This is a genomic window from Granulicella arctica (assembly GCF_025685605.1).
GTDB lineage: Bacteria > Acidobacteriota > Terriglobia > Terriglobales > Acidobacteriaceae > Edaphobacter > Edaphobacter arcticus.
Window position 1 is genome coordinate 1,935,737 of record NZ_JAGTUT010000001.1, and the last position, 23,016, is coordinate 1,958,752.

Annotated in this window: 22 protein-coding genes; 9 read left to right on the top strand and 13 right to left on the bottom strand. The window is 60.0% G+C overall.

Annotated features, from left to right (window positions below; all coding sequences use genetic code 11):
- Positions 1-46 precede the first annotated feature (46 nt).
- Positions 47-775: a methyltransferase family protein gene (locus OHL20_RS07910; RefSeq protein WP_263382654.1), complete on the top strand. Its 729-nt coding sequence runs from the start codon at positions 47-49 to the stop codon at positions 773-775.
- A gap of 262 nt (positions 776-1,037) precedes the next feature.
- On the opposite strand, the gene OHL20_RS07915 is transcribed toward OHL20_RS07910, so the two are convergent.
- The 3 genes from OHL20_RS07915 to OHL20_RS07925 all read right to left on the bottom strand — a co-directional run bounded on the left by OHL20_RS07915 (position 1,038) and on the right by OHL20_RS07925 (position 3,477).
- Positions 1,038-1,349: an HU family DNA-binding protein gene (locus OHL20_RS07915; protein ID WP_263382655.1), complete on the bottom strand. Its 312-nt coding sequence runs from the start codon at positions 1,347-1,349 to the stop codon at positions 1,038-1,040.
- 258 nt (positions 1,350-1,607) lie between these two features.
- Positions 1,608-2,777: a pentapeptide repeat-containing protein gene (locus tag OHL20_RS07920; RefSeq protein ID WP_263382656.1), complete on the bottom strand. Its 1,170-nt coding sequence runs from the start codon at positions 2,775-2,777 to the stop codon at positions 1,608-1,610.
- 7 nt (positions 2,778-2,784) lie between these two features.
- On the bottom strand, positions 2,785-3,477 hold the full coding sequence (locus OHL20_RS07925) for a DUF2461 domain-containing protein (RefSeq protein ID WP_263382657.1): 693 nt from the start codon (positions 3,475-3,477) through the stop codon (positions 2,785-2,787).
- Positions 3,478-3,566: 89 nt separating this feature from the next.
- Here OHL20_RS07925 and OHL20_RS07930 point away from each other — a divergent pair, with 89 nt between their 5' ends.
- Positions 3,567-3,869 carry a hypothetical protein gene (locus OHL20_RS07930; RefSeq protein ID WP_263382658.1) on the top strand — a complete coding sequence of 101 codons (303 nt, stop codon included), beginning with the start codon at positions 3,567-3,569 and terminating at the stop codon, positions 3,867-3,869.
- Here OHL20_RS07930 and OHL20_RS07935 read toward each other — a convergent pair.
- From OHL20_RS07935 to OHL20_RS07945, 3 genes are all read right to left on the bottom strand, one after another.
- The gene (locus OHL20_RS07935; RefSeq protein WP_263382659.1) at positions 3,866-4,960 is read right to left on the bottom strand and encodes an A/G-specific adenine glycosylase; all 1,095 of its coding nucleotides are present in this window, start codon (positions 4,958-4,960) and stop codon (positions 3,866-3,868) included. The genes OHL20_RS07930 and OHL20_RS07935 overlap by 4 nt on opposite strands.
- 155 nt (positions 4,961-5,115) lie before the next feature.
- On the bottom strand, positions 5,116-6,858 hold the full coding sequence (locus OHL20_RS07940; RefSeq protein ID WP_263382660.1) for a L,D-transpeptidase family protein: 1,743 nt from the start codon (positions 6,856-6,858) through the stop codon (positions 5,116-5,118).
- 257 nt (positions 6,859-7,115) lie between these two features.
- Complete coding sequence (locus OHL20_RS07945) at positions 7,116-8,318, bottom strand: hypothetical protein (RefSeq protein WP_263382661.1); 1,203 nt, start codon at positions 8,316-8,318, stop codon at positions 7,116-7,118.
- An 86-nt stretch (positions 8,319-8,404) separates the two neighbouring features.
- Between OHL20_RS07945 and OHL20_RS07950 the strand changes: the two genes are divergently transcribed.
- A complete protein-coding gene (locus OHL20_RS07950) occupies positions 8,405-8,842 on the top strand; it encodes a DUF2251 domain-containing protein (protein ID WP_263382662.1) in 438 nt (145 codons plus the stop codon).
- Between the two features lie 15 nt (positions 8,843-8,857).
- Here the strand turns inward: OHL20_RS07950 and OHL20_RS07955 are convergent, their stop codons facing one another.
- Together OHL20_RS07955 and OHL20_RS07960 are read right to left on the bottom strand one after the other, a co-directional pair.
- A complete protein-coding gene (locus OHL20_RS07955) occupies positions 8,858-9,274 on the bottom strand; it encodes a hypothetical protein (RefSeq protein WP_263382663.1) in 417 nt (138 codons plus the stop codon).
- A gap of 15 nt (positions 9,275-9,289) precedes the next feature.
- A complete protein-coding gene (locus tag OHL20_RS07960) occupies positions 9,290-10,333 on the bottom strand; it encodes a LysM peptidoglycan-binding domain-containing protein (protein WP_263382664.1) in 1,044 nt (347 codons plus the stop codon).
- A 292-nt stretch (positions 10,334-10,625) separates the two neighbouring features.
- Between OHL20_RS07960 and OHL20_RS07965 the strand changes: the two genes are divergently transcribed.
- The gene (locus OHL20_RS07965; RefSeq protein WP_263382665.1) at positions 10,626-12,629 is read left to right on the top strand and encodes a CocE/NonD family hydrolase; all 2,004 of its coding nucleotides are present in this window, start codon (positions 10,626-10,628) and stop codon (positions 12,627-12,629) included.
- Positions 12,630-12,644: 15 nt separating this feature from the next.
- Here the strand turns inward: OHL20_RS07965 and OHL20_RS07970 are convergent, their stop codons facing one another.
- Positions 12,645-13,172: a 5' nucleotidase, NT5C type gene (locus tag OHL20_RS07970; RefSeq protein WP_317890941.1), complete on the bottom strand. Its 528-nt coding sequence runs from the start codon at positions 13,170-13,172 to the stop codon at positions 12,645-12,647.
- A gap of 27 nt (positions 13,173-13,199) precedes the next feature.
- The gene (locus tag OHL20_RS07975; protein WP_263382666.1) at positions 13,200-14,045 is read right to left on the bottom strand and encodes a zinc ribbon domain-containing protein; all 846 of its coding nucleotides are present in this window, start codon (positions 14,043-14,045) and stop codon (positions 13,200-13,202) included.
- Between the two features lie 180 nt (positions 14,046-14,225).
- Between OHL20_RS07975 and OHL20_RS07980 the strand changes: the two genes are divergently transcribed.
- The gene (locus OHL20_RS07980) at positions 14,226-15,647 is read left to right on the top strand and encodes a hypothetical protein (protein ID WP_263382667.1); all 1,422 of its coding nucleotides are present in this window, start codon (positions 14,226-14,228) and stop codon (positions 15,645-15,647) included.
- A 170-nt stretch (positions 15,648-15,817) separates the two neighbouring features.
- Positions 15,818-17,518: a glycoside hydrolase family 13 protein gene (locus OHL20_RS07985; protein WP_263382668.1), complete on the top strand. Its 1,701-nt coding sequence runs from the start codon at positions 15,818-15,820 to the stop codon at positions 17,516-17,518.
- 62 nt (positions 17,519-17,580) lie between these two features.
- Here the strand turns inward: OHL20_RS07985 and OHL20_RS07990 are convergent, their stop codons facing one another.
- Positions 17,581-17,955: a hypothetical protein gene (locus OHL20_RS07990; protein ID WP_263382669.1), complete on the bottom strand. Its 375-nt coding sequence runs from the start codon at positions 17,953-17,955 to the stop codon at positions 17,581-17,583.
- 95 nt (positions 17,956-18,050) lie between these two features.
- Positions 18,051-19,085 carry an aldo/keto reductase gene (locus OHL20_RS07995; RefSeq protein WP_263382670.1) on the bottom strand — a complete coding sequence of 345 codons (1,035 nt, stop codon included), beginning with the start codon at positions 19,083-19,085 and terminating at the stop codon, positions 18,051-18,053.
- Positions 19,086-19,164: 79 nt separating this feature from the next.
- Here OHL20_RS07995 and OHL20_RS08000 point away from each other — a divergent pair, with 79 nt between their 5' ends.
- Together OHL20_RS08000 and OHL20_RS08005 are read left to right on the top strand one after the other, a co-directional pair.
- Entirely contained in the window at positions 19,165-19,440 is a 276-nt protein-coding gene (locus tag OHL20_RS08000) for a hypothetical protein (protein ID WP_263382671.1), read from the top strand.
- Positions 19,441-19,490: 50 nt separating this feature from the next.
- Positions 19,491-19,703: a hypothetical protein gene (locus OHL20_RS08005; RefSeq protein ID WP_263382672.1), complete on the top strand. Its 213-nt coding sequence runs from the start codon at positions 19,491-19,493 to the stop codon at positions 19,701-19,703.
- A 17-nt stretch (positions 19,704-19,720) separates the two neighbouring features.
- Here OHL20_RS08005 and OHL20_RS08010 read toward each other — a convergent pair whose 3' ends face one another.
- Complete coding sequence (locus OHL20_RS08010) at positions 19,721-21,700, bottom strand: ATP-dependent DNA ligase (protein WP_263382673.1); 1,980 nt, start codon at positions 21,698-21,700, stop codon at positions 19,721-19,723.
- A gap of 221 nt (positions 21,701-21,921) precedes the next feature.
- Between OHL20_RS08010 and prfA the strand changes: the two genes are divergently transcribed.
- Positions 21,922-23,001, top strand: a complete 1,080-nt coding sequence (gene prfA, locus OHL20_RS08015) for a peptide chain release factor 1 (protein WP_263382674.1) — start codon at positions 21,922-21,924, stop codon at positions 22,999-23,001.
- Positions 23,002-23,016: the final 15 nt, after the last annotated feature.

Genomic DNA, 23,016 nt, shown 5'->3' on the forward strand with positions numbered 1-23,016 from the left:
GCGGACTGCCAAACAAAGGCGTGTACGGGAAGGTTTACTGATTTCGATGAAAGCTACTGCTGTTGAGTACCGGTTCCGCCACCTGATTCATGGCTTGATCTTTGTGCTGGGTTTTATTGCTCCATGGAACTATGCGGTGCACCTGGATGCGCGAGGGCCGAATGCACACCTCTGGGGCGTGCTGGCGGCGTTGCTGGCGAAGAGTGGAGTGACCAGCATCGGCACGGCGTTTGAAGGGCTGCTGGTGCTCGGGATCGTGCTGGCCCTGCTGGGGGCGTGGGTGCGGACGTGGGGAGCAGCGTATCTTAGCTCGGCTGTGGTGCATGATGGCGGGATGCATGGCGAGGGTATGGTGGCGGATGGGCCGTACCGGTATGTGCGGAATCCGCTATACCTTGGGACGTTTCTGCATGCGCTGGCTGTGGCGCTGTTGATGCCGGTAAGCGGGGCTATCTTTACGGTGGTGCTGATCGGGATGGTGCAGGTGCGGCTGACTCTGCGGGAGGAGCCGTTTCTTCAGCAGAAGCTTGGAGCTTCGTACGCGGCTTATTGCGCGCTTGTGCCGCGGCTGATGCCGTCGCTGCGGCCACGGGTTGCGGCTTCAGGGCAACGTGCGGCATGGGGGCAGGCGGTGCTGGGTGAGGTGTACTTCTGGGGTGTGGCGGGGTCGTTCGCCGTGGCAGGGTGGTGGTACAACGCGATGCTGCTGATCCGATGTGTGATTGTTTCGTATGGGGTGTCGATGGTGGGTCGGGCGTTTGTGGTGAAGAAGTAAGGGTGGATAGCTATGGGCAAGTACGGGGCCCTTGGCGGGGCCTGCGCTCATGGTGACTGCGTAGATCTTGCGACGGCAAAGGGAGTTGCAGCTCTCTTCCAGAATGACAGAGAGAAGGGCAAGTGCAACCGCAGGTCCTTCGGGTTCGCTCAGGATGCCAGCTCTGGTGGGTGGACAAAGAGAAGCCCGCTGGCTCTCGTGGAGAGACAGCGGGCAGTGGCTTCCGGCTGGCCGGGGAGGGCTGCCGGAGCTACATGTCGAACTAGGCTGCTGACGCGGTCTTCTTGACCGGAGCGATGGTGTCCTTCGCTACCTTGGCCACGCGGAACTTGACCACGGTCTTGGCCTTGATCTTGATGGTCTCGCCGGTCTGGGGGTTACGGCCGAGACGCGCCTTGCGCTCTGCCTTGACGAGCTTGCCGATACCGGGAATGGTGAACTCGCCATTCTTCTTGGTCTCTTTGACTGCGGTCTCAGCGAGAAGCTCGAGGAAGGTCGAGGTCTGCTTGTTGGTGAGTTCCATCTTCTCTGCGAGTGCGCGGACGAGTGCCGTCTTGGTCATACCCTTTGCCATAGTGATTACTCCTTCGTGCTAGATTGTTGGTGCTGCTGCGGGGAGGTATCTCCTGCAAGCGGAACCGCGTGGATTGCCGACCGAAATCGTCAATGTTCATGCGGGTCCGGAGAACCGTACCGCCATTCACCTTCGGCTTTTCAGAAGGGAATGTCAACCGCTTTCCTTGGTTTTCCACCGGTTTTCTTCGGGTTTTCTGGAGATTGTGCTGAATTTGGGACATTTCGCTTGGAAATGAGTGATTTGCGTTGATTTGCGTCAGTTCGCGGCAGGCGATGTTGCGGGTGCCTCAGCTGCAGGGGGCAGGCCAAGATCGTGACAGAATGGACCAGAGTAGAGGGCAAACTCCCAGTTTGTGGCGGACGTTACCTGTTCCACGGTGAGCCAGCGGGCGCGGCGCAGGTCCGTGTAATTCAGGTCCGCTCCCTGCAGGCTGGCGTTGACAAGGTCAGCGCCGCGCAGGTTTGCCATGCTTAGGCGGGCATTCTGAAGATCAGCTCCGGCGAGGTAGGCATCCCGCAGATCAGCGTCGGTAAGGATGGTGTCTTTGAGGCTCGCCTCGCCGAGAGTTGCCTGCTGCAGATTGGCTTGTACGAGTCTTGCGGACTGCAGGACAACCCCGGTCAGGTCGGCGTTCTGCAGGTTGGCCTCTTCGAGGAGCGCGGCTTTGAGATTGGCGTACCGAAGGCGGGCGTTCTGCAGGTTGGCCTCGGCGAGAGTTGCATGTTGCAGACTGGTTCCGGCGAGGGTGGCTCCCTGGAGGTTCGCTCGGGCGAGGTCTGCGCCATGTAGATAACTGCGTGAGAGATCGAGCGCGTGGCCTGGCCTCTCCCGCTGCGGGCCTGTCCTGCGCCGGCCGACGACTGTGAGTACGGCCTGGATGTCAGTGCGAGGTCTCTCCCGGTACGGGGCGTCGGGATAGTTGGGTGCGTTCTGGCGAACGTAGGCGGTGAGGATCTCCATGATCGTCCAGTGGTCGCGAGGAGAGTCGAGCGCGATGCGTTCGAGGGCATAGATGGCACCGAGGCGCACCTCGATGTTGGGCGCGGCACCGTCGGTTTTGCCGAGCTGCTCGATTGCCTTGGTGAAGCGATCGGTGATCTGGCCCTGGCGGGAGAGGCCGAAGCTTTTGGAAGAGATGTAGAGGCCGGCCAGGAGGACGGAGCCACCGAGAATCTGCGCCAGCGTTGTGCGGGCGGCATTCTCCTGGGCGAACTGCGTGGCGTTCTTGAGTGCCTGCCGTTCGGGCACCTTCCAAAGCGCAAGCACGACGACGACAGCGGCGAGCAGGATCATAGCCTGCCTTTGGCGCGGGGGATCGTCGGTCTCCTCAGCCGATGGACGGAAGAGGCTGCGGAGTTTCTGGAGGAGCGTACGCACTTGGTGTGGAGTGTAGCACCGGAGTTCGGCGTTACGACGCGAGATCACAACAGACTTAGAAGAGGGGTTTGCGGGCCTTTGGCTGGAGGGGAGTGTTGAGGAAATCGACCAGGGGCGTGGCTAGTTTGAAGCGGCTGACGATCTCTTTGATGAGGGTGGGACGCAGGGCCTGCTCGACGGGCAGTGTGGCGGAGACGCCCCATTGGCGGTGGAGGAGGAGGTCGATGGCGGGGTGGTCGGGCGGGAAGCCTTTCGGGGCGCGGGTGAGCTTGAGGCCGTCGAACTCGGTGAGGACGGCTTTCAGCTTCTTTGCGGCGAGGATGCTGCGGAGCTCTTTGTGGTGCTCGGCGATGTGGCGACGGATGGCGAGGAGCTGATCGCGCTCGGGCATGTAGGCACCGGCGGCGATGGTGAGCTCGGTGCCATTGATCTCGAAGTAGAAGCCGCCGCCGGAGGTCTTTTCGAGGCCGTCGCGGGCCCACCACGCCCCGGCGTTGTGCTTGTAGGGGCGCTTGTCGGGAGAGAAGCGGATGTCGCGGTAGATGCGCATGGCTACCTTCTGTGGGGGGCGGACGTGATGCGGCGCGAAGTCGAGGAGGTGCTCGTTGATCTCGGCGATGAGGGCGAGCATGGGAGCCTTCAGCTCGCGTTCGTAGAGGGGCTTGCGGTCGTTGAACCAGTTGCGGTCGTTGTTGCGCTTGAGGGCGCGGAGGAACTTCGGGGCTTCGGGGGAGAAGTGGACAGCCATGCTTCAAGGGTAAACGTGACAGTGCACCGTACGAAAACGTTCGGGCATCTTATAGTTTGTCGCCATATGCGGCCTGATGAGGAGTTTCGATGAAATCTACAAAGACTTTCGTTCTGCCGGTTGCGTTGCTCACGCTGTTGAGCATGGGCGTCGCCCGCGCGCAGGATACGACCACGACGCAGACGACGGGTGCGCAGACCACCGCGCCGTTGAGCAAGGATCAGCTCAAGGCGCAGAAGAAACAGCAGAAGAAGGAAGAGAAGGCTGCAAACGCGCAGGCCAAGGCGGCCAAGAGCGAGGCTAATGCGAAGAAGGCGTCGGATAATGCGATCCAGCAGCAGGAGAAGGCTGCTCCGGGATCGACAAACACCACGGCTACGCCGCATAACTAGCTCTTGTTGAGTGCTTCAAGTAGCGGCTGCGGCTGGGATCGAGGGGACATGATCTTCAGCCGCTGCAATACTTTGCGGGCGAGGCCGGTGAGGGGAAGCTGGGCTAGTTCGGCGGTGGAGGTCCAGTGGAGCATGGTTTTGCTGGCAGGGATATTGGCGCGGAGTGTGGTGTCCGTGGACTCGAAGATCTGGACGACGTAGATGGTGTTCGTGATGGCGTGGCGTAGGCTGAGGACGGGTTCTCGTCCGATGACTGTGTCTGCCGGGAGCGGGGGTAGTTCGTACATGCCCGCCATGAGACTGGCTTCGGCGGGGCGTTGCTCGAGGAGGACTTCGGTGATGTGTTTGCGGGTGCGGGTCTCGAGGAGATAGGCGGCCGGGAGAGTTCTGGCTTTGCCGCGGGGGGCGGTGAGGTGCTCGCCGCGGGTGATGCAGAGGTCGTAGACGGGGCATTGGAGGCAGAGCGGGCCGCGTGGGAGGCAGATGGTGGCGCCTAGCTCCATCATGGCCTGGTTATGGTCGCCTGCGGCGTTGGTGCTGTCGTCGATGAGGCGTGGCGGGACGAGGGCTGCGGCCTGCTGCTGGATGAAGGCTTTGCCTGCAGAGGTGGTGTCCTCGGGGCGGCCGGTGATGCGGAGGAGAACGCGCTCGACGTTGCCATCGACTACGGCGATGCTCTCGCCGTAGCAGATGCTGGCGATGGCGGCGCAGGTGTAGTCGCCGATGCCGGAGAGCTTGCGGAGTTCTGTGGAGGTGGTGGGGATGATGCCGTCGAGGTGCTCCGCTACGAACTGCGCAGCCTTATGCATCATGCGGGCACGGCGGTAGTAGCCGAGGCCGGACCAGGCGGCGAGGACGTCGCTCTCAGAGGCTGCGGCGAGGGCGGTGACGGTGGGGAAGCGGGTGAGGAAGTCGTGATAATGCTCGATGACGGCGGCGACGCGGGTCTGCTGGAGCATGATCTCGGAGACCCAGGTCTTGTAGGGATTGTGGATGCCGCGCCATGGGAGCTTGCGGGCGTGCTGGGTGTACCAGGTGCTGAGGTTGTTGCGGAAGAGGAGGGTGTCGAAGGCTTTGGTGCGGGTGGGCATTGGGGGTTAGTGTATCGGGTGCGCCTGGCTTGTTGATACGAAGCTGAGGACAACCGCAGGTCCTTCGACTACGCAGGTCACGATGAGGCTGTGACCTGCTTCGCTCAGGATGGCAGTTTTTTGGTGACGAAGCGCCACAAGTAAGCAGCGGCGAGCTAGACGGTGTCGCCGGGCTTGGTTTTGGGGGTGATGGGCTCGGGTTTCTGGGGGTAGGGCATGCCTTTGGCGAGGGCGTCGTTGAGTTGCTGGTCGTACATGTAGATGTCGTCGAAGAAGTGGATCTGGCCGTCCTCGGCGGGGAAGGCGGTCAGGTAGAAGATGACGACGGGAAGCTGCTTCTTCAGGTTGACCTGGTTGTTGTCCTTGCCGGTGTTCATGGCGTCCTGAACCTTTTGCAGGTCCCACTCTTCGTTGCCGGGACCCTGCTGGCCGTTGAGGACCCAGGCGGCTAGATCGTCGGGATGCTGGACGCGGACGCAGCCGTGGCTGTAGTCGCGGCGGGTGCGGGCGAAGAGGAAGGTCTCGGGTGTGGAGTGGAGGTAGATGTCGTACTGGTTCGGGAACATGAACTTGACGAGGCCAAGGGAGTTGCCGGGGCCGGGCTTCTCGCGGACCTGGACCATGGAGTGCTCGACCTGGTGGGTGGTGTACTCGGTGAGGACCTTACCCTTGTTGTCGGTGACCTCGTAGTTCTTGGCTTCGAGGTAGCCGGGCCTGGCGTTCATGTGCGGGACGAGTTCTTTCTTCGCGATCGAGACTGGGACGTTCCAGTAGGGGCGGAAGATGAGGTACTTCATCATGTGGGTGAAGACGGGGGTTTCGTGGTCGCCCTTGACCTTGCCGTCGACGACCTTCATGGTGAAGTCCATGTGGTGCTGGTCATTGAAGCCGCGCAGGAGGAACTCGGGGAGGTTCACCATGAGGCTTGGATTGAGGTAGGGGTCGGGGAGCCAGCGCCAGCGCTCGAGGGAATCCTGCAGGCTGGTGACGCGGGCGGAGAGCGGGACGTTGATGCTCTTGAGGGTGGCGGGGGTAAGCTTGCCGTCTTCGGCGATACCGTGGCGATGCTGGTAGTTCTTGACGGCATCGGAGAGGGCTTGTGAGTAGTTGGTTGGCGCTTCGCCATCGGACGGGGCGTCCCCTTCAAGCTGGAGGCGCTGCCAGAGCTGGGCCGCGGCCGGGTAGGGCTGCTTGACGCTGAGGGCCTTGGAGACGTCGGGCAGGGGCTCCGGGGTGCCCTGCTGTTTGGCGAGGTCCAGGTAGTGGACGAGGGCCTGTTCGGTCTGACGGTAGAGGTCGGAGTCGGGCTCGACGGAGGTGAGGAGTGCGGGGACGTCGGACGAGTCGACGGCCTTCTCGGTGAGGAACTGGGGCAGGTCGTACTTCTTCGACTGGGTATCGATCTCGGAGTTGAAGTGGAGGGGGCTGACGCGGCCGACGTGGAGGTCTGAGATGTAGCGCATGACGGAGATGGTCATGGCTACGTCGAAGTTCGCGATCGCTTCGGCAGGCTTGCCGTTGAGCTGCTGGATGCGGTCGGACCAGCGGGAGGCGTCGTAGTCCTCGGGGTTGAGGCCCTTTTTGTCGGCATCCTGAATGGCCTGGATGAAGGCGGTGGCCTGGGCGGTGGGCTTGCCGTCGCGGGTCCAGGCGAGCTCGAAGCCGCGGTCGTTGTAGAACTTCTGCACGAGGGGCTGATAGTCGCTGTAGTTGGGCCACTTGAGCGCGGGCAGCGTTGAGGAGGCGACGAGCGGCTGGAGGTTGGAGGCGTAGTCCGGGGTGTTGGGCTTGTGTTCGACGGTGCCGGGGGTACCGTGGCGGCTGCGGCAGCCGGTCGCGCAGATGAGCAACGCGAGGGCGAGGGCGGTGCCGGTGGAGCGGATTTTTACCTTCTTCATCACGGGCTTTACCGTCCTTGGTGCTGCAACTTTGAGGCTATGGGCAGTTTAGATGCAGACGGGTGTTGTCGTCATGCAATGTGCTTCCCGAGATACGTTCTGATGCAGACAGACTGTATGCGAGGTGTTTTGCGGGGATGCTTCGGGGACTGCAGACGCGAGATCTTCGGAACTTAGAGGAGAAGGGCAACGGCCTGGGGAGTTGGGCTTTGTACAGTCCCACGCCCCCGGAGTCGGCACATAGCGCACCTGGGTGGTTATCGAGTGAGGGTGGGGAGGGCGGCGAGGCAGATGATGGTCTGGGTGAGAAGAATGGCGCCGGTGAGGCCGAGGAAGAGTTTGCGGTGGCGGGTTTCGAGGGCGTCGGCGAAGGTACCGCCGATGAAGGTGAAGAGGAATGGGAGCGCCCAGAGGAGCGGTGCGGAGATGGTCTGGGTGGTTGCGAGCGGGAGCAGGATCAGGACCATCAACAAGGGAGCGGTGTTGCCGAAGTAGCGTGTGCGGCGTGTACCCGCATAGAGGATGACCGCGACCAGCGTGGCGATGAGGATGGCGGCGTTGGTGGGGTCGGGCAGGAAGCGTGACGCGGCATCGAGCGAGAACCAGAAGCGCGCGCCGCCGCCGGTGAAGACGTAGCTGAAGGGCGCCGGACGGAAGCTGTAGAAGCCGAAGAGAATTGCGATGGCTCCGATGGCTGCGAAGATCGGGATCTGGATGACGGCGCTGCGGCGGTGTTCTGCCACGTAGAGCATGAAGACGACGGCGGCGACGAAGCCGACCATGGCGGCGAGCAGGTGGGCTGCGGCGGTGAGGCCGATGGCGAGGGTGAGCAGGAGGATGCGCGGCTTCCACTTGCGGCGCGGGCCCTGCATGGCGTGGGCTACGCCGATGGCGGTATAGATGAGGCCGTAGAGGCCCCACATGGCGAGGACATCGTTGTTCGGTGAGACGGCGTAGTGGAGGATGGTCGGGCAGGTGCAGTAGAGGCCGAGCGCGAGGAATCCGCCCTCGTTGCCGAAGAGTCGCCGGGCTACCCACCAGAGCCCTGCGCCGAGCCAGATGGCGAAGAGGACGAAGGGCAGGTGGAGGAGGTAGATGATGCTCGATAGCTCGTGGCGGGCTTCCCATGTGGAGCCATTGAGGGTGCCGCCGACGTAGAGGCGATTTTCGGGCTTGCGGAACTTGTCGGATGCGAGGAGAGCGAGACGCTGCACGGTGAGCGGAAAGCCGGCGACCCGGTAGGCGAAGGTGCCGTCCCCGTTGAAGTTGCCGCAGGTGGTGAAGTAACCGGCGAGGGGCGAGGGGCGCTCCCACATCTCGCGACCGCAGCGGGCGTAGCGATAGTCCTGCTGGGAGATCTGCTGACGGCTGATGATCCAGACGCACTCGGCCAGAAAGAAGAGGAGGAGGAGTGCGGCAAGCTGCTGGGGTCGGCCGATGTGGATGCGTGGAAGCTTCATGCGGGGTGTTGTGCGCCTCGTGCTGCTGCGATGCGGGGCGCGATGGCAACCCTTGCCTTCGAGTGTATCGTGAGGGAAGAGGTGTTATGGAGTCGCTTACATTTGTGCCGGGCCGTGCGTTTTTGTCATCAAATTCGAGCGCCGTTCCGTGGACCGTAGTTTTTGAAGACGAGGGTGTGGCGGGCTATTTCTATGCGTGCGATCGTTCGCAGGAGACGCAGGAGAACAGCATCATGGACGCGATGCTGATCTACAACGTAGCCGCACTGGCGAAGAGCGATGCGGAGCTGGAACGGCCTGAGCCGGAGCGGATCGCAAGCGTCGCCTGGTCGCGCAATGGTCAGCAGGCGGTGCTGTATCTCGATGGCACGGCGCAGGCGCTGTTCGATTTTCAAGGCCGATGCGGGTACTGCCGGATGGACTTCCCCAACTTCATGGAGGAGGGCGAGACGTGGCGGAAGGCGACCCATGCGTGGAGCGATGGGGCGCTGGCGCGATTTGAGTCAGAGCTTTACGGCGGATAGGTGAGCCAGCTACGACTATCGCCAGGCAGGACGTTCTGACTTGCTGGCAAAGTGATCAATGGCCGCCAGAAAGCCGATCACGAGCAACCAGATGGAGTAGATCGCCGAGATCGCTACGATGTCTCTCTGGAAGAAGGTAGAGAAGTTGCGGACTGCGCTATGGATTGCCAGGAAGTCGTAGGTGCCGTAGATGGCTCCTGCGATGGCGAGAATTCGCAGCCAGGGGCGTACTTGTGGCACGGTCCAGTAGGTTGCAGCAGCGGCGAGGAAAAGAAGCCCGATGAGCAGGCTCCCGCTGATAGCTGTAAAGACTTGAGCAAGGGTGGCGTGGGCGACGCGGAACATGTTTGCGAAGCAATACGCAAAGTAGAAATAAAGGCAGGCCTCCAGCAATATGGCGGTGGCAACGATGGTGGGTAGTTTGGCCTTCATTTGCGCGTGGATCCTTTAGTGAGCATAGCGGAGCATGGGGGCAGCAGCACCAGCAACCGGTGCTGCTGCACGGAGGAGAGCCATTCCCTGACCAAGCGCTTCTGCTGCTGCTGCAAACGAGAGTGGACTCTCAACGGTTCCTGCTCCGAGAGTGCCGATGTCTTTCGCGATGTCGGCGACGACGATGACCCCAGCAAGGACAACAAGGCCTACTCCGGCTACCTTGACCCAGTGGGTTACATGAACCGGGTGAGGCTCAGGCTCTTTAGGGCTCACGCGGGCGGTCACGAGAAATTCGTAGCCGAGTACGCCCGCAAACTCGAAGCCCCCGCGGACGATTTTGCACTCACGGCCCTTATTTGTGTATTTGATGGTGCTCGGAGGGATGACCGAGGTTTCGGAGCTAGCGAGAACCTGGTCGCCTGACTTGAAGGTCGATCCGATGGTCATCGAGATCTCGGCGCTTTTACCATCACCTGCGATCTTCCAGCCTGGCTTGGAGAAGAGTCCTGTCAGGGCTCCGTCAGCCTCTTTCTTGTACTCGCCCTCGATCCCTTCCTTGGTGAACGTCAATCCACCTGTGATGACGCCCTCCTTCTGCACCGTTAGTTCGCCGACGAAGCTAAGTTTGTAGTTAATGTTACCGATGGTCTCGTCAGCGACTACGCGATTTACCTCGTATTTGAACTGCGGGAACAATACGGGCCGAGCGGGTTGGAAGGGGCCGCTCTTTGTGGAGGCTGGCAAGGTGTTGGAGGGCGCATGCTGGGCCGGGATGGGCGGCGTCGTGGGGGCTGGATGCTCGAGCGCTGTTGGATGCTGTGGTGCGGATGGCTGTGGTGCCGTAACGGTTCCGTGGAGGGTTTTGTGGATACTCTGGCGGGCGGTGGGAATGACCAGGTCCATGCCGGCAAGGATGGGGCGACCACGCTTGAGGTGGTTGGCCTCGCTGATGCCCTGCCAGAGATCGCCGCGGCCATAGGCGTGCACGGAGATCTTCCAGAGGCTGTCACCGCGACGGACGCGGTAGCGGGAGAACTTCGGAAGGGTCTGGCTCATGCTCTATCACCGTTAGCGGAAGGATGGTGTGTGGCTATCTTCGATGGCGGGTTGTCGTTGGCACACAGTTCGCCGTGTGGCTCAAGGTATCGCCGTGGTCGGCTGGTGTCAACCTCAGGGTGTGGACGCCCTGCGGCGATAAAACCAGCATGGTGAATCGTACTCTACGGGGCTGAATGGGAGAGAAAACCTCAATGCGCGTGGCCTCGTGTCGCGCGGGTCTGCTGGTGGGCCGATGGTATAGTTGACCCAACTTTCATCAATTCTGTGTACCGCGAGCGCCAAGAAAACTATGACCTTATTGTGCCGTGCTGTTGCTCTTGCTGTTGCCGTTTGCTCACTCTCCGCCATGGCACAGGAGAAGCCGGTCGGCAACGATATTCCTCCCTCATTCACGCTGCCGAAGTCTGCGGATCGGATCGTGTTCAAGCCGGAGTTCGACTATGAGAAGCGGGTGGTAATGGTCCCGATGCGTGACGGGACGAAGCTGTATACGGTGATCGTGATCCCGAAGGGTGCGAAGAACGCGCCGATTATGCTGACGCGCACCTGCTACAACGCCGCTGCGCGGGCTGCGGCTGCGCGTCCTACATCTGGGAACCCTCCTGCTGCTGCAGCACTGGCTGTCGCTCCGGGACGTGGGGGCAGTGATCCGGTCAAGGCGGTGTCGCCGCACATGATCGACGAGCTTGGACTGGCGGATGAGATCTTTGTGAAGGCCGGGTACATCCGGATCTACCAGGATGTTCGCGGCAAGTATGGCTCGGAGGGTGTGTACCTGATGACGCCGCCGCCGGTTGGGCCGTTCAACCCTACGGGTGCGGACGATACGACCGATGCGTACGACACGATCGACTGGCTGACGAAGAACCTTCCTGAGAGCAATGGCAAGGTGGGGATGATCGGCTCGTCGTACGAGGGCTACACGGTGGTGATGGCGCTGCTGCATCCGCACCCGGCGCTGAAGGCAGCGATGCCGGAGAGCCCGATGGTCGATGGCTGGAAGGGCGACGACTGGTTCCACTATGGGGCGTTCCGCCAGCGGATGCTGGACTACTTCGTGTCGCAGACGGCGGCGCGGGGTGCGGGGCCACGGGTGCCGCGGGAGTACAGGGACGACTACACGGCTTACCTCGAAAAGGGGTCTGCGGGGGACTTTGCGCGGTCGATCGGTGAGGATCAGCTCCCGTACTGGCACACCGTCGAACAGCACCCGGCGTATGACGCCTTCTGGCAGAGCCAGGCGCTCGACAAGCTGGTGAGCGAGCATCCGATTACGGTTCCGACGGTCTGGTTGCAGGGTTTGTGGGACCAGGAGGATATGTGGGGTGCTATCCACAGCTATCGCGCGCTTGAGCCGAAGGACAAGAACAACACCATGAACTACCTCGTGATGGGGCCGTGGTACCACAGCCAGATCAACCGTGAGGGGCATGTGATGGGGCCGTTTACGTGGGATGGCGATACGACGGCGGACTTCCGCAATGACGTGATGCTGCCGTTCTTCAATCAGTATCTGAAGGATGGTTCGCCCAAGGCGGATACGCCGCCGGTGATGATCTACAACACGGGCGAAGATCACTGGGATCGCTTGAAGTCGTGGCCGCTGAGCTGCGATGGAGGATGTGCGAACAAGGCGAAGCCGCTGTATCTGACGACGAAGGGTGGCCTCTCCTTCGACGCGCCTGCTGCCGAGGGTGAGAAGTTCGACGAGTACACGTCGGACCCGGCCAAGCCTGTTCCGTATCTGCCTCGGCCGGTTTCCGGCGAGAAGTGGCGGACGTGGCTGGTGGAGGATCAGCGATTCGTTGATGGACGACCCGACGTGCTGACGTATATGACGGAGCCGCTGAAGGTACCGCTTCGGGTGAGCGGGACGCCGGTGGTCAACCTATACGCCTCAACCAGCGGGACGGACAGCGACTGGGTGGTGAAGGTGATCGACGTCTACCCGGAGGGTCAGGAGAACTCCGCGATGGATGGCTATGAGCTTCCTGTCTCGATGGACATCTTTCGCGGGCGGTATCGGACGAGCTTCGAGCATCCTGAGGCGATGAAGCCCGATCAACCGGAGCTGTACAAGTTCGACCTGCCGCAGGTGAACCACATCTTCCAGCCGGGCCATCGGATGATGGTGCAGGTGCAGTCAACGCTGTTCCCGTTGTATGACCGCAATCCGCAGAGCTTTGTGCCGAATATCTTCGATGCGAAGGCGGGGGACTATCAAAAGGCGAAGCAGCGGGTCTGGCATGCAGCGGGGACGGCCAGCTTTATCAGCATGCCGGTGGCGCCTTAGCGGCCAAGCGAATGGCTAGCTGAGGAAGAGATCTTCGACAGCTAGCCAGTCTTTGACGCGCTTGAAGCCGGTGACGTTGACGTTGTGGTGCGCGTGGTAGAGGATGCCCTCGCCCTGAAACCGGCGAAGCTGGCGAGGGTTGTCGTCGATGAGGAAGTCTGCGTTGAGGATGCTCTTGTCACCGCAAAAGACGATGTGCGAGGGCTGGATGTAGGGGAAGTGCTTGCCGAGCCAGCGATATTTGGCTACGAAGGAGGTCGGGACCTCCATGGCGGCGGTGGCGATGAAGACCTCGTAGCGGTCGTGAAGACGCTCGATGACGCGCTGGGCGTGGGGCATCACGTCGAGGACTTCAAAAAAGTCGTCGGAGCGAAGATAGCTCTCGAGGACGGCGTGCTGATCCTGGGAGACGATGTCCCAGAGCCACTTGCCGTGGAGTTCGTCCCGGTTGATCTGGCGGGTGTGGTCGCGGTTGTAGCGGAGGATGTGCTCGGCAACGGCGTCGGCCATCACCTCGTCCATATCGATGCAGATGCGCTTCACGGGGCCTGTCTTTCCTTGCTGATGCTGCTAGAGCGAACGGATGATGGAAGCGGCGATGCTTTCGACGGGAACGGTTTTGCGCTGCGGAGCGTCGCGGGCCGGGTCGTAGTAGAGGAGGCGGCCACAGGATTCGCAGGTCATCATGTCGTCATCGTTGCTGCGATCGCGGAGGTCGTTCCAACGCTGGGGGCGGACCATCATCTGGCAGGCCATGCACTTCTGGTTGACGGCCTCGGCGACGGCGGTTCCCTTACCCTTGGCGATGCGGTCGTAGGTGGAGAGAGCGGCTTCACTGATCTGCGGGCGGAGTGCCTGACGGGCCGTGTCGACGGTAGCCAGAGCGACTTTGTCGGCGGCTACGGTTTCGGCGGCGCGGATTCGTTCGCGGTCGAGGATCTTGCCGGCGTCCGAGACGGCGTCGTCGGCGAGCTTGCGCTGACCTTCAAGTCCCTCGCTGCGCTCCATGGAGTCGAGTTCAGCATCTTCGAGGCGGCTGACTTCGCCCTGCTCGAAGGCGATCTGATGTTCGAAGGCAGTGACCTGTACGGTCGTGGTGGCGAGGTCGAGCTGCTTGCGGATGCGGTCGGCTTTGGCCTTGTGGTCCTTGATGTCGGATTCCTGGCTGCGGCGCAGGACCTCCTCTTTGGTAATCAGTTCGACTATTACGGCACGCTGGCCCTGTACGGATTTCAGCGTGGCTTCGAGGCTGGCGACGAGTTTGGGCAGGGCTACCAACTCATCGCGGAGGCGCTTGGCCTCGATATCGTGGGTCTGGAGAATCATCAGCTTTTCAAGGTCTGGGTGCATCGTCTCTACCTCGTCAGTCCGATTCGTTTCGGGAAAGTTCTGCGAAAGATCGAAGTCTAGCATCATGGTACGTCCGGAGCGAGGAAGAGGACGGCGAAAGGCGATTGAGAAGCGCCTCCCGATGGACCATAATAGACGGAGCATTCGGCTCGCCTTAAGGGCGCTGTCGCGTTCTGTACCTTTGCTTTCCTTGCCTCGCGGCATTCTCCTTTGCCACCAACTTTTTCCCAGGAGTGGACACGACCTATGCGCCTTTGGAGCGAATACGAAGGAACGACTATTGCGGAAGCCTATCCAATCGAGAAGCTTATCCGCCCGGAGGGCCGCAGCGCCTTTTTTTCAACTTCAAACGGAACTGGCACGCCGGCGGTCATCCGGCTGATCGAATCGATCAATGACGAGTCCGAGATTCTGAGCCGCTGGAAGACCGTGGCAGATCTCAAAGATGCGCACCTGATTACGCTGAAGAAGTTCGGTCAGACGATCTTTGAGGGCACGCCGCTGATCTATGTGCTGATGGAGACCTCGGAGGCGGACCTTTCCGGAATTCTTAAGGAGCGAACGCTTACCACGGAGGAGACGCGCGAGATCGCGACGAGTCTTGTTGGAGCGCTGCAGACGCTGCACGCGTCGGATATCGTTCACGAGCATGTGGAACCTTCGAACGTGATGGCAACGGGCGAAGAGGTGAAGCTGCGAAGTGATTGCATTCGCGAGGCTCCTGAGGGCGAGGAAGGGCTCGCTGCGAGGAAGCAGGACGTTCACGATCTGGCGGTAGTGCTGCTACAGGCGCTGACCAATCGTAAGAGCCTGGACGGCATCGATGGAAAACGACTGCCCGCACCGTTCGACCAGATTATTCGGAACGGCATGAGTGGCGGATGGGGATTGGCGCAGATTGCTGCGGCTCTCAATCCTCCGGTAGCGAAACCGCCTGTAACGCCTGCTGTCAGGACGCCAATGGTGACCACCGCGGCTACGGCAGGCACCGCGCAGGCGCAACAAATTCCGTTGGCCATTCCGCGTGCTACTGAGCAGACGGCATGGAGCGGCAAGCGCCCTGAACCGACGAAGGAGACGACTGGCGTGCAGGCTGCGGCTCCCGTGCTGGAGCGACCGGTGATGCAGCGTGATCGCATCACTGTGCCCGTGGTGGATGAAGAGACACGCCGACGCCGGTTGTGGATCGCAATTGCACCGGTGGTGATCGTTGTAGCCGCAGCATTGGGATGGCATTTTTTCCATAAGGCGGCTGCTCCCACTGAATCTTCACAGCCAATTACGACACTGTCTGAGGTAGCTCCACCCAATGCGGCCCCTGCGGCGCCGCCGACAGTGACAAAGGCGCCGCAGGCGGATACGTCCGCGCCAGTAACTCCGGTTGCTGCAGACGCACAGCATCCGTGGCGCGTGGTGGCGTACACCTACAATCGGCAGGACCAGGCGCAGCATAAGGCTGACACCATTGCACAGCATGACGCGGCTCTGCGACCGGAGGTGTTCCGTCCTTCGGGGACCGGGTCGTTTATGGTGACCGTTGGTGGAGCGATGACGCGGGATGAAGCGGTGGCATTTCGGCAGAAGGCCCAGAGCGAAGGCCTGCCACGCGACATCTACATCCAGAACTACGAGAGTCGTGAGCAGCGGCGAGCGCGTCGCGGCCGCTAACACAGCGCACAGCCACAAGCACGCGGCTGTAAGTTTGCACTAGAATCACGGGGCAGATGAAGAGAGGTTGCCCCGTGAAGAAACTCCCCACAGTATTCGTACTAGCGATCAGTCTAGGTTTCGGCATCCTTATGACTGCAGGCGTGCGTGCCACAGCGCAGGCGACCTCTATGCCGAAAGACACAGCAACCATGACAATGATGAATGGCTACCAGCCGACGTGGTGGAAGGAGGCGGTGGTCTACCAGGTATATCCGCGCTCGTTTAAAGACTCGAACGGCGACGGGATAGGTGACCTCAAGGGAATTACGTCCAAGCTGGACTACATCCGAGGGCTGGGTGTGAATGTCATCTGGCTTAGTCCGCACTTCGACTCGCCGAATGCTGACAATGGATATGACATCCGCGACTACCGCAAGGTGATGACGGAGTTTGGCACCATGGCAGACTTCGACGCGATGCTGGCTGGCATCAAGCAGCGGCACATGCGCTTGATCATCGATCTGGTCGTAAACCATACGTCGGACGAACATCGGTGGTTTGAAGAGAGTAAGAAGTCGAAGGACAATCCGTACCGCGATTACTATCTCTGGCGTCCTGCGAAGAATGGTGTTGAAGGTCAGCCACCGAATAACTACACGTCCTTCTTTTCTGGCTCTGCATGGAAGTATGACCCAACTACTAAGGAATACTACCTTCACTATTTCGCAGAGAAGCAGCCCGATCTGAACTGGGATAATCCTAAGGTTCGGAACGAGGTGTATGGGTTGATGAGGTTCTGGCTGGATAAGGGTGTGGATGGGTTTCGGATGGATGTTATTCCGTTTATATCGAAGGATCAGAGCTTTCCGGACCTGCCTGCTGGTGTGCTGAAGGAAGATGTCTATGCTGCTGGGCCTCATCTGCATGACTACCTGCAGGAGATGAATCGCGAGGTGCTTTCTAAGTACGATGTAATGACTGTAGGTGAGGCGCTCGGTATCTCGCTGGCGCAGACGCCGACGATTGTTGACGACCGTCGTCATGAATTAAATATGGTCTTCCAGTTCGATATCGGGCGTATCGATAAGACAGATGGTACGTGGCATCCCTATAAGTTGCAGGATATGAAGGCTATTTACCGGAAGTTCGATGAGGGTCTCGATAAGCATAGCTGGAACACGGTGTATCTCTCGAATCACGATAGTCCTCGAGTAGTTTCTCGCTTTGGCGACGACTCGCCGGAGTATCGAGTTGCTTCTGCAAAGCTGCTGGCTACGCTGCTGCTGACGCAGAAGGGAACGCCATTTATGTACCAGGGCGACGAGTTAGGTATGACAGACTTTCCATTTACCGATATTAAGCAGTTCGACGACATCGAGGTCAAAAATGCCTATAAGTCGATGGTGCTGACGCATAAGACGGCCGAGGATGTTTTTATTGCGAATCTTCGGCATACGAGCCGTGATAATGCGCGAACTCCCATGCAGTGGGATAACTCCCCTGAGGGTGGATTTAGCAGCAACTCAAAGCCATGGCTTGCAGTAAATCCTAACTACGCGACGATCAATGCAAAGCAGGAGTTAGACGATCCACGTTCTGTGTATCACTATTTCCAAGAGATGATTGCTCTGCGTCACAGTGACCCGGCTTTGGTATATGGAGACTATAAGGACCTTGATCCGCAAAATGCTGATGTATTTGCATATACAAGGGTGATGGGTACTAAGCGCTATTTAGTCGTTATGAATTTTTCTACCAAGCCAATTGCTTATACGGTTCCTGATGGTATCAAGGCTGGGCATCTTGCGATCTCTAATATCAATGCGACCGAAGAAAATACCTCGACCCTAAACCTTAAGGGCTGGGAAGCCCGCGTTTATACCTACTAAGAAGGTGCAAATAAAAAGCGTCCAGCATTTGCTGGACGCTTCTTATTGAGAGAGCCAAGTGCCTAGTAGGGGCGAGGACCGCCGGGTCCACCACCGAGAATGTGCTGGATGCCCATGTTGTAACCACGGCGAAAGGCGTCGCGATAATCATGGCGTACATTGCCCGGTACGTTTGGATGGCGGAACTCGTCGCGATTATTCACGTTAGGGGGACGGTGATTTTCGATGTCCTTGCGGGCACCTTCGATTCCGTCATGAAACCCCTGCCGCTGAAACTCGCGATATTCGCCGGGGGGCTGGTCCCATCCGCCACCTGGACCTTGGCCATAGCCTGGAGGTGGCCCCTGGGGAGGGCCATACTGTTGCGCGACGGCGAAGCCGGTACTGCCGAGGAGTGCGAGTGCCAATGCTGGTGCTGCAAACCTTGCGTGTTTCATGGGTATTCCTTTCGGACTCACCTCGTAGGATGAATCGCTTCGCGCGCCTGTTGTCTAAGACCCACATACCGATCCATAGTTGTTGCGGCGCGAGTTTATACGGGCTTGGGGTTACGCTCCTGGAACTGACGCTGGTGCCAGTAGGGATAGGCGACGGGCACTTCACTGGCTGCATCGAGCGCTGCGATCTGCTCGGTCGAGAGCTTCCAGCCAACAGCGCCGAGATTGGCTTTCAGTTGTTGTTCGTTGCGTGCCCCGATGATAAGTGTCGAAACGGTGGGCCGCTGCAACAGCCAGTTAAGGGCGATCTGAGGAACGGTTTTGCCCGTCTCTTTCGCGATGAGATCAATCGCATCCACGACTTTGTAGAGGTACTCGTTATCTGGCTGCGGTCCGCCATCGACGACTACCTTGGTGTTGAGGCGGCTATCGGCGGGGAGGGGCTGGCCACGACGAATTTTGCCGGTGAGGCGGCCCCACCCAAGTGGCGACCAGACGAGCGCGCCGATGCCCTGGTCGAGTGCAAGCGGCATTAACTCCCACTCGTAGTCGCGACCGACGAGCGAGTAGTAGACCTGATGACCGACGTACTTTGACCAGCCGTAGCGCTCGCTGACGGAGAGGGATTTCATCAGGTGCCAGCCTGAGAAGTTGGAGCACGCGATGTACCGGACTTTGCCTTCGCGGACGAATCGGTCGAGGGTGTTGAGCGTCTCGTCGATCGGGGTTGTGGCGTCGAAGCCGTGGAGGTGGTAGACATCGACGTAGTCCGTGTTGAGGCGCTTGAGGCTGTTCTCGAGTGACTGGATGAGGTGGTATCGACTTGAGCCAACATCATTCGGACCATTACCGAAACGGAAGGTCGCCTTCGTGGAGATGAGCACATCTTCACGTTTCAGATGGGAGAGCGCTTTGCCTAGAGCCGTTTCGCTTGAGCCGTTGGAGTAGATGTCGGCGGTGTCGAAGAAGTTGACGCCAGCCTCCATGCAGATGTCGACGATGCGAATTGCCTCATCCTGCGTCGTCTGAGACCACGCCTTGAAGAACTCGTTGTCTGCGCCGAATGTTCCTGCACCGAAGCAGAGCTCCGGAACTTTGAATCCTGATCTGCCTAGCTGTCTATATTCCATAGTAGTTTCGATGATCCGGGCAGGGAAGGAGATGCGGCGAAGGTAAAGTTTTCACAGAGTTGCTCGCTATGATGGAGCCATGACAGATTTGTTTTCCTTTGCGGGAGCAACGGCGGAAGCTTCGGAAGAGATGGTGGAAGCTGCACCGGAGCGGGCCGTGACGGCTGCCCTTTTTGGCGACGAGCCCGAGTTGCCGCCAACGTGGAGCGAGGGAAGCGAGGTCTTTCACACTACCGAGAAGTGCAATCGCCTGCACGCAATTCGGAGAAATAATCGAATTACGGGCAAGCCGGGCGTGAAGATGCGGCTGTGCTTCAACTGCGAAGACATTATCCGCACGAAACGCTCAGGCTAGTACAGTCTCTGCATCAGATACGGATATCTAAGAGATATCTGGAGAATGTGATGTCAGAGAATAAAGTGAAGCGAGTGGGCGCAGGGCAACAGTTGATTGCGGCGATCGGGTCCCTGGCCGCCGGCCTCTTGCTTTGCTTGACACTCTCTGGATGCCTTGTGGCGGGCTACTCGAGTGGAGCCGGTTTCTTTCTGTGGCCTGGAAGCATCAGCCTGCTCGTCGTGGTGCTGTTCGTGGTCTTTCTGCTCCGCCGTCGACGGTAGAAAGCTGTGGGCATGGCTTATTCAGAAGGCCTATCCACCTGACTGAGGTAGACCTCTTCGACTCGCTCTACGGTGTCGATTTCGGCTAGAGGCTTGTCGGAGCGGATGCGGAGGATGCGTGGAAAACGCAGGGCAAAGCCGCTGGCGTGCCGGTCGCTCCGCATAATGTTGTTGAACGCTACTTCAAGAATAACCAGCGGTTCAACGGTGCGGAAGTGGCCGTGATCTTCGAGCGTGTGTTCTTTGAGGAAGTCTGTCAGCTCAGTGATCTCCACATCGGTCACGCCCGAATAGGCTTTGCCAACGTTGAGTAGTTCGCCGGTCTGATGGAAGGCTGGTCCTCGCACGGCGAATGTGTAGTCACTCAGAAACTGGGAGCGACGGCCACTGCCGAACTCAGCGCCTGTGATGACGACGTCGAGCGAGCCCAATTCGCGCTTCAGTTTGACCCAGGCGAGGCCCCTCCGGCCGGGCTGATAGGTGGACTTTGCGGCCTTCAGCATCACGCCCTCATTGGCACGGGCGCGAGCATCGGCGTAGGCGCGATCGATGTCTTCTGCGTTCTCGACTAGGCGTGAAGGCGAGAGAATCAAGCGCGGTTTCGGCAGCTCGTCAGGGTTGGCTGCGGGAGCGTCGAGAAACATCTCGGTCTGCGGTTTCCCTTTGTATTCGTTGAGGGCAAGCGGTGAGACGATGCGGTCAATCATCAGCTCCACCACTGCTTCGAGGCGGTTGCGCCGCTCACGCAGGGGCAGGTCAAGGACGAGCTCGCCGCGGGTGTACATCAGGTCGAAGACCATGAAGACGACGGGAACCTGCCTCCGCCACTCGTTTGAGACCTTCTTGCGGCCGATGCGCTGGCCGAGGGTGGCGAATGGAAGGGCTCGCTCGGCCAGGCCTGGGCCTCCTTCTTCAGAGGCTTCGCTGAAGTTCCAGCCGAGGATCTCGCCGTCAAGGATGAGCGGGCCGTCGACATCGGCGAGCACATGGGCGAAGGCCTCCTCCAACTCGGGAAAGCTGACCGTCACGTCCTCGCGGTTGCGGGAGTAGATAGCCACGCGGCCGGGCTGATCAGGGTCGCCACAGTGGATCTGGGCACGCATCCCGTCGTACTTATCCTCTAAGAAGGCCTGTACGGGGAGCATGTCGGTCGGTATGGGTTCCAACGCCAAGGGCTCTTCTGAAACAGCTTCAAGATCCTCTGGATCTGATTCTTCCAGCTGAGCTTTAGCGGACTTCTTTGTTTTCTTCCTTGGAGCTTTGGCGACCTTCTCAGGCCTTTCGGTGAAGCGGGCGACAGCCTCCTCGGGGCTATCCACGGGCGATGCGAGCATGAAGCCGAGCGGGTGGAAGAGGCGCATGCGGGCTTCGGCAAGCGTGCCGGTAAAGGCACGTCTCGTAGCTGCTCCTAGATCGGCCTCGAGCATGACGGCATGGCGGACGTCAGCAACAGGGGCTTCGGCAGCGATGCCAATGGCCTCTTCGACGAGGCTTTGCTTGACGCCGATACGCATGTCGCCCAGCATCAGCTTGATCAGGTATTTTGCCTCAATCGGGGTGGCGCGACGGAGAAGGTTCTCGACCAGACCTGAACGGATGGCGGTGGTGCGGGCGATCGCCATGCCGTCGAAGGCTGTGGATACCTCGTTGAGGGCAATCGTGGGCGGAAGCGCTTCCTTTTGGGCCAGCAGGTCATGCGCGGCGGCACCCATGTCGCCATGTCTGCGATAGGCCGCGGTCAGCGCGGCGTCCGTTGCGCCGGTCACCGTCAAGACGGCCTTGCTGAGAAGAGCACCACCCGCGTTGAGTTTGCGGGGATCAGCCTCAGCAAAGGGCAGTCCGGCGAGATAGAGCGCGAAGAGGCCGGCGTCATCCGATTCGGGCGATGCGAGGTGAATCGCAGCGATGGTGCTGGCGATAGCCGACCTCTTTTTGAGGCGACTCGCCTCGGATGCCAGTTGTTCCGCCAAAGCCGCAAGATCGCCAAACAGAGCCATGGTGTAGAGATGCGCGAAGAGCCGAATGCGGCGGGAGTATCATCGAATAAGTGATGGTGCACTCAAACCCAAAGACGGTGAATTTTTCCCTCGCACTGGTCGCAACGCAGCAGTATGGGCGTGCGTGCCGTCGCGACTTTGCCTAGCTGCGCCCTTATCTTCCCCTTCCGTACTGACAATTTTGCACGATATCCTGCGAACTGAAGCAGAGGAGACATCCCATGTTCGACCGTTTGGAACAGATGGAAGCACGCTACAACGCGCTGGGTCAGCAGATGTCTGACCCAACGCTGGTCAACGATCAGAAGAAATTTCAGGCCGTCGCGAAGGAGAGCCGCGATATGGAGCCGATCGTTGAGAAGTATCGCGAGTATCGCAAGATCAGCGAGGGGATCGCAGAAGCTACGGCGATGATGGCCGAGACTGATCCCGAAATCAAGGCTATGGCGGCGGAGGAGCTAGCCTCGCTCGAACCGCGGCTGGTGCCGGTCGAAGAAGAGTTGAAGGTCATGCTGCTGCCGAAGGATCCAAATGATGACAAGAACATCATCATCGAACTGCGTGCGGGCACGGGCGGCGACGAGGCGGCGTTGTTTGTGGCGGAGGTCTTTCGGATGTACCTGCGCTTCGCAGAGCAGCATAAGTGGAAGGTGCAGGTGCTGTCGGAGTCGGAGTCGGGGATCGGCGGCGGTCTCAAGGACGTGACGGCGATCTTTGAAGGCGATAAGGTCTACTCGCAGATGAAGTACGAATCGGGGGTGCATCGCGTGCAGCGCGTTCCGGCGACCGAGACACAGGGCCGCGTTCACACCTCGGCGATTACGGTTGCGGTGCTGCCCGAGGCCGAAGAGGTCGACGTCAAGATCGAGGCGAAGGACCTGCGCATCGATACCTTCTGTAGCTCGGGGCCGGGCGGTCAGTCAGTCAATACGACGTACTCTGCGATTCGGATCACGCATCTGCCGACCCAGACGGTGGTGAGCTGCCAGGACGAAAAGTCGCAGATCAAGAACCGCGAGAAGGCGATGCGCGTCCTGCGGTCGCGGCTCTACGAGGTTGAGGCCGAGCGCATTCACCAGATCCAGGCGAAGGAACGGAAGTCGCAGGTTGGCTCGGGCGATCGAAGTGAGAAGATTCGCACTTATAATTTTCCGCAGAATCGGCTCACCGACCACAGGATCGGATTGACGAACCACCAGCTCGCCATGGTGATGGAAGGTCAGCTACAGCCGACAATCGACGCGCTAATCGCTCATGACGTCGCCGAGAAGATGAAGGGCGACCAGACGATGGTGGCCTAAGTTTTGGTCGTGAAT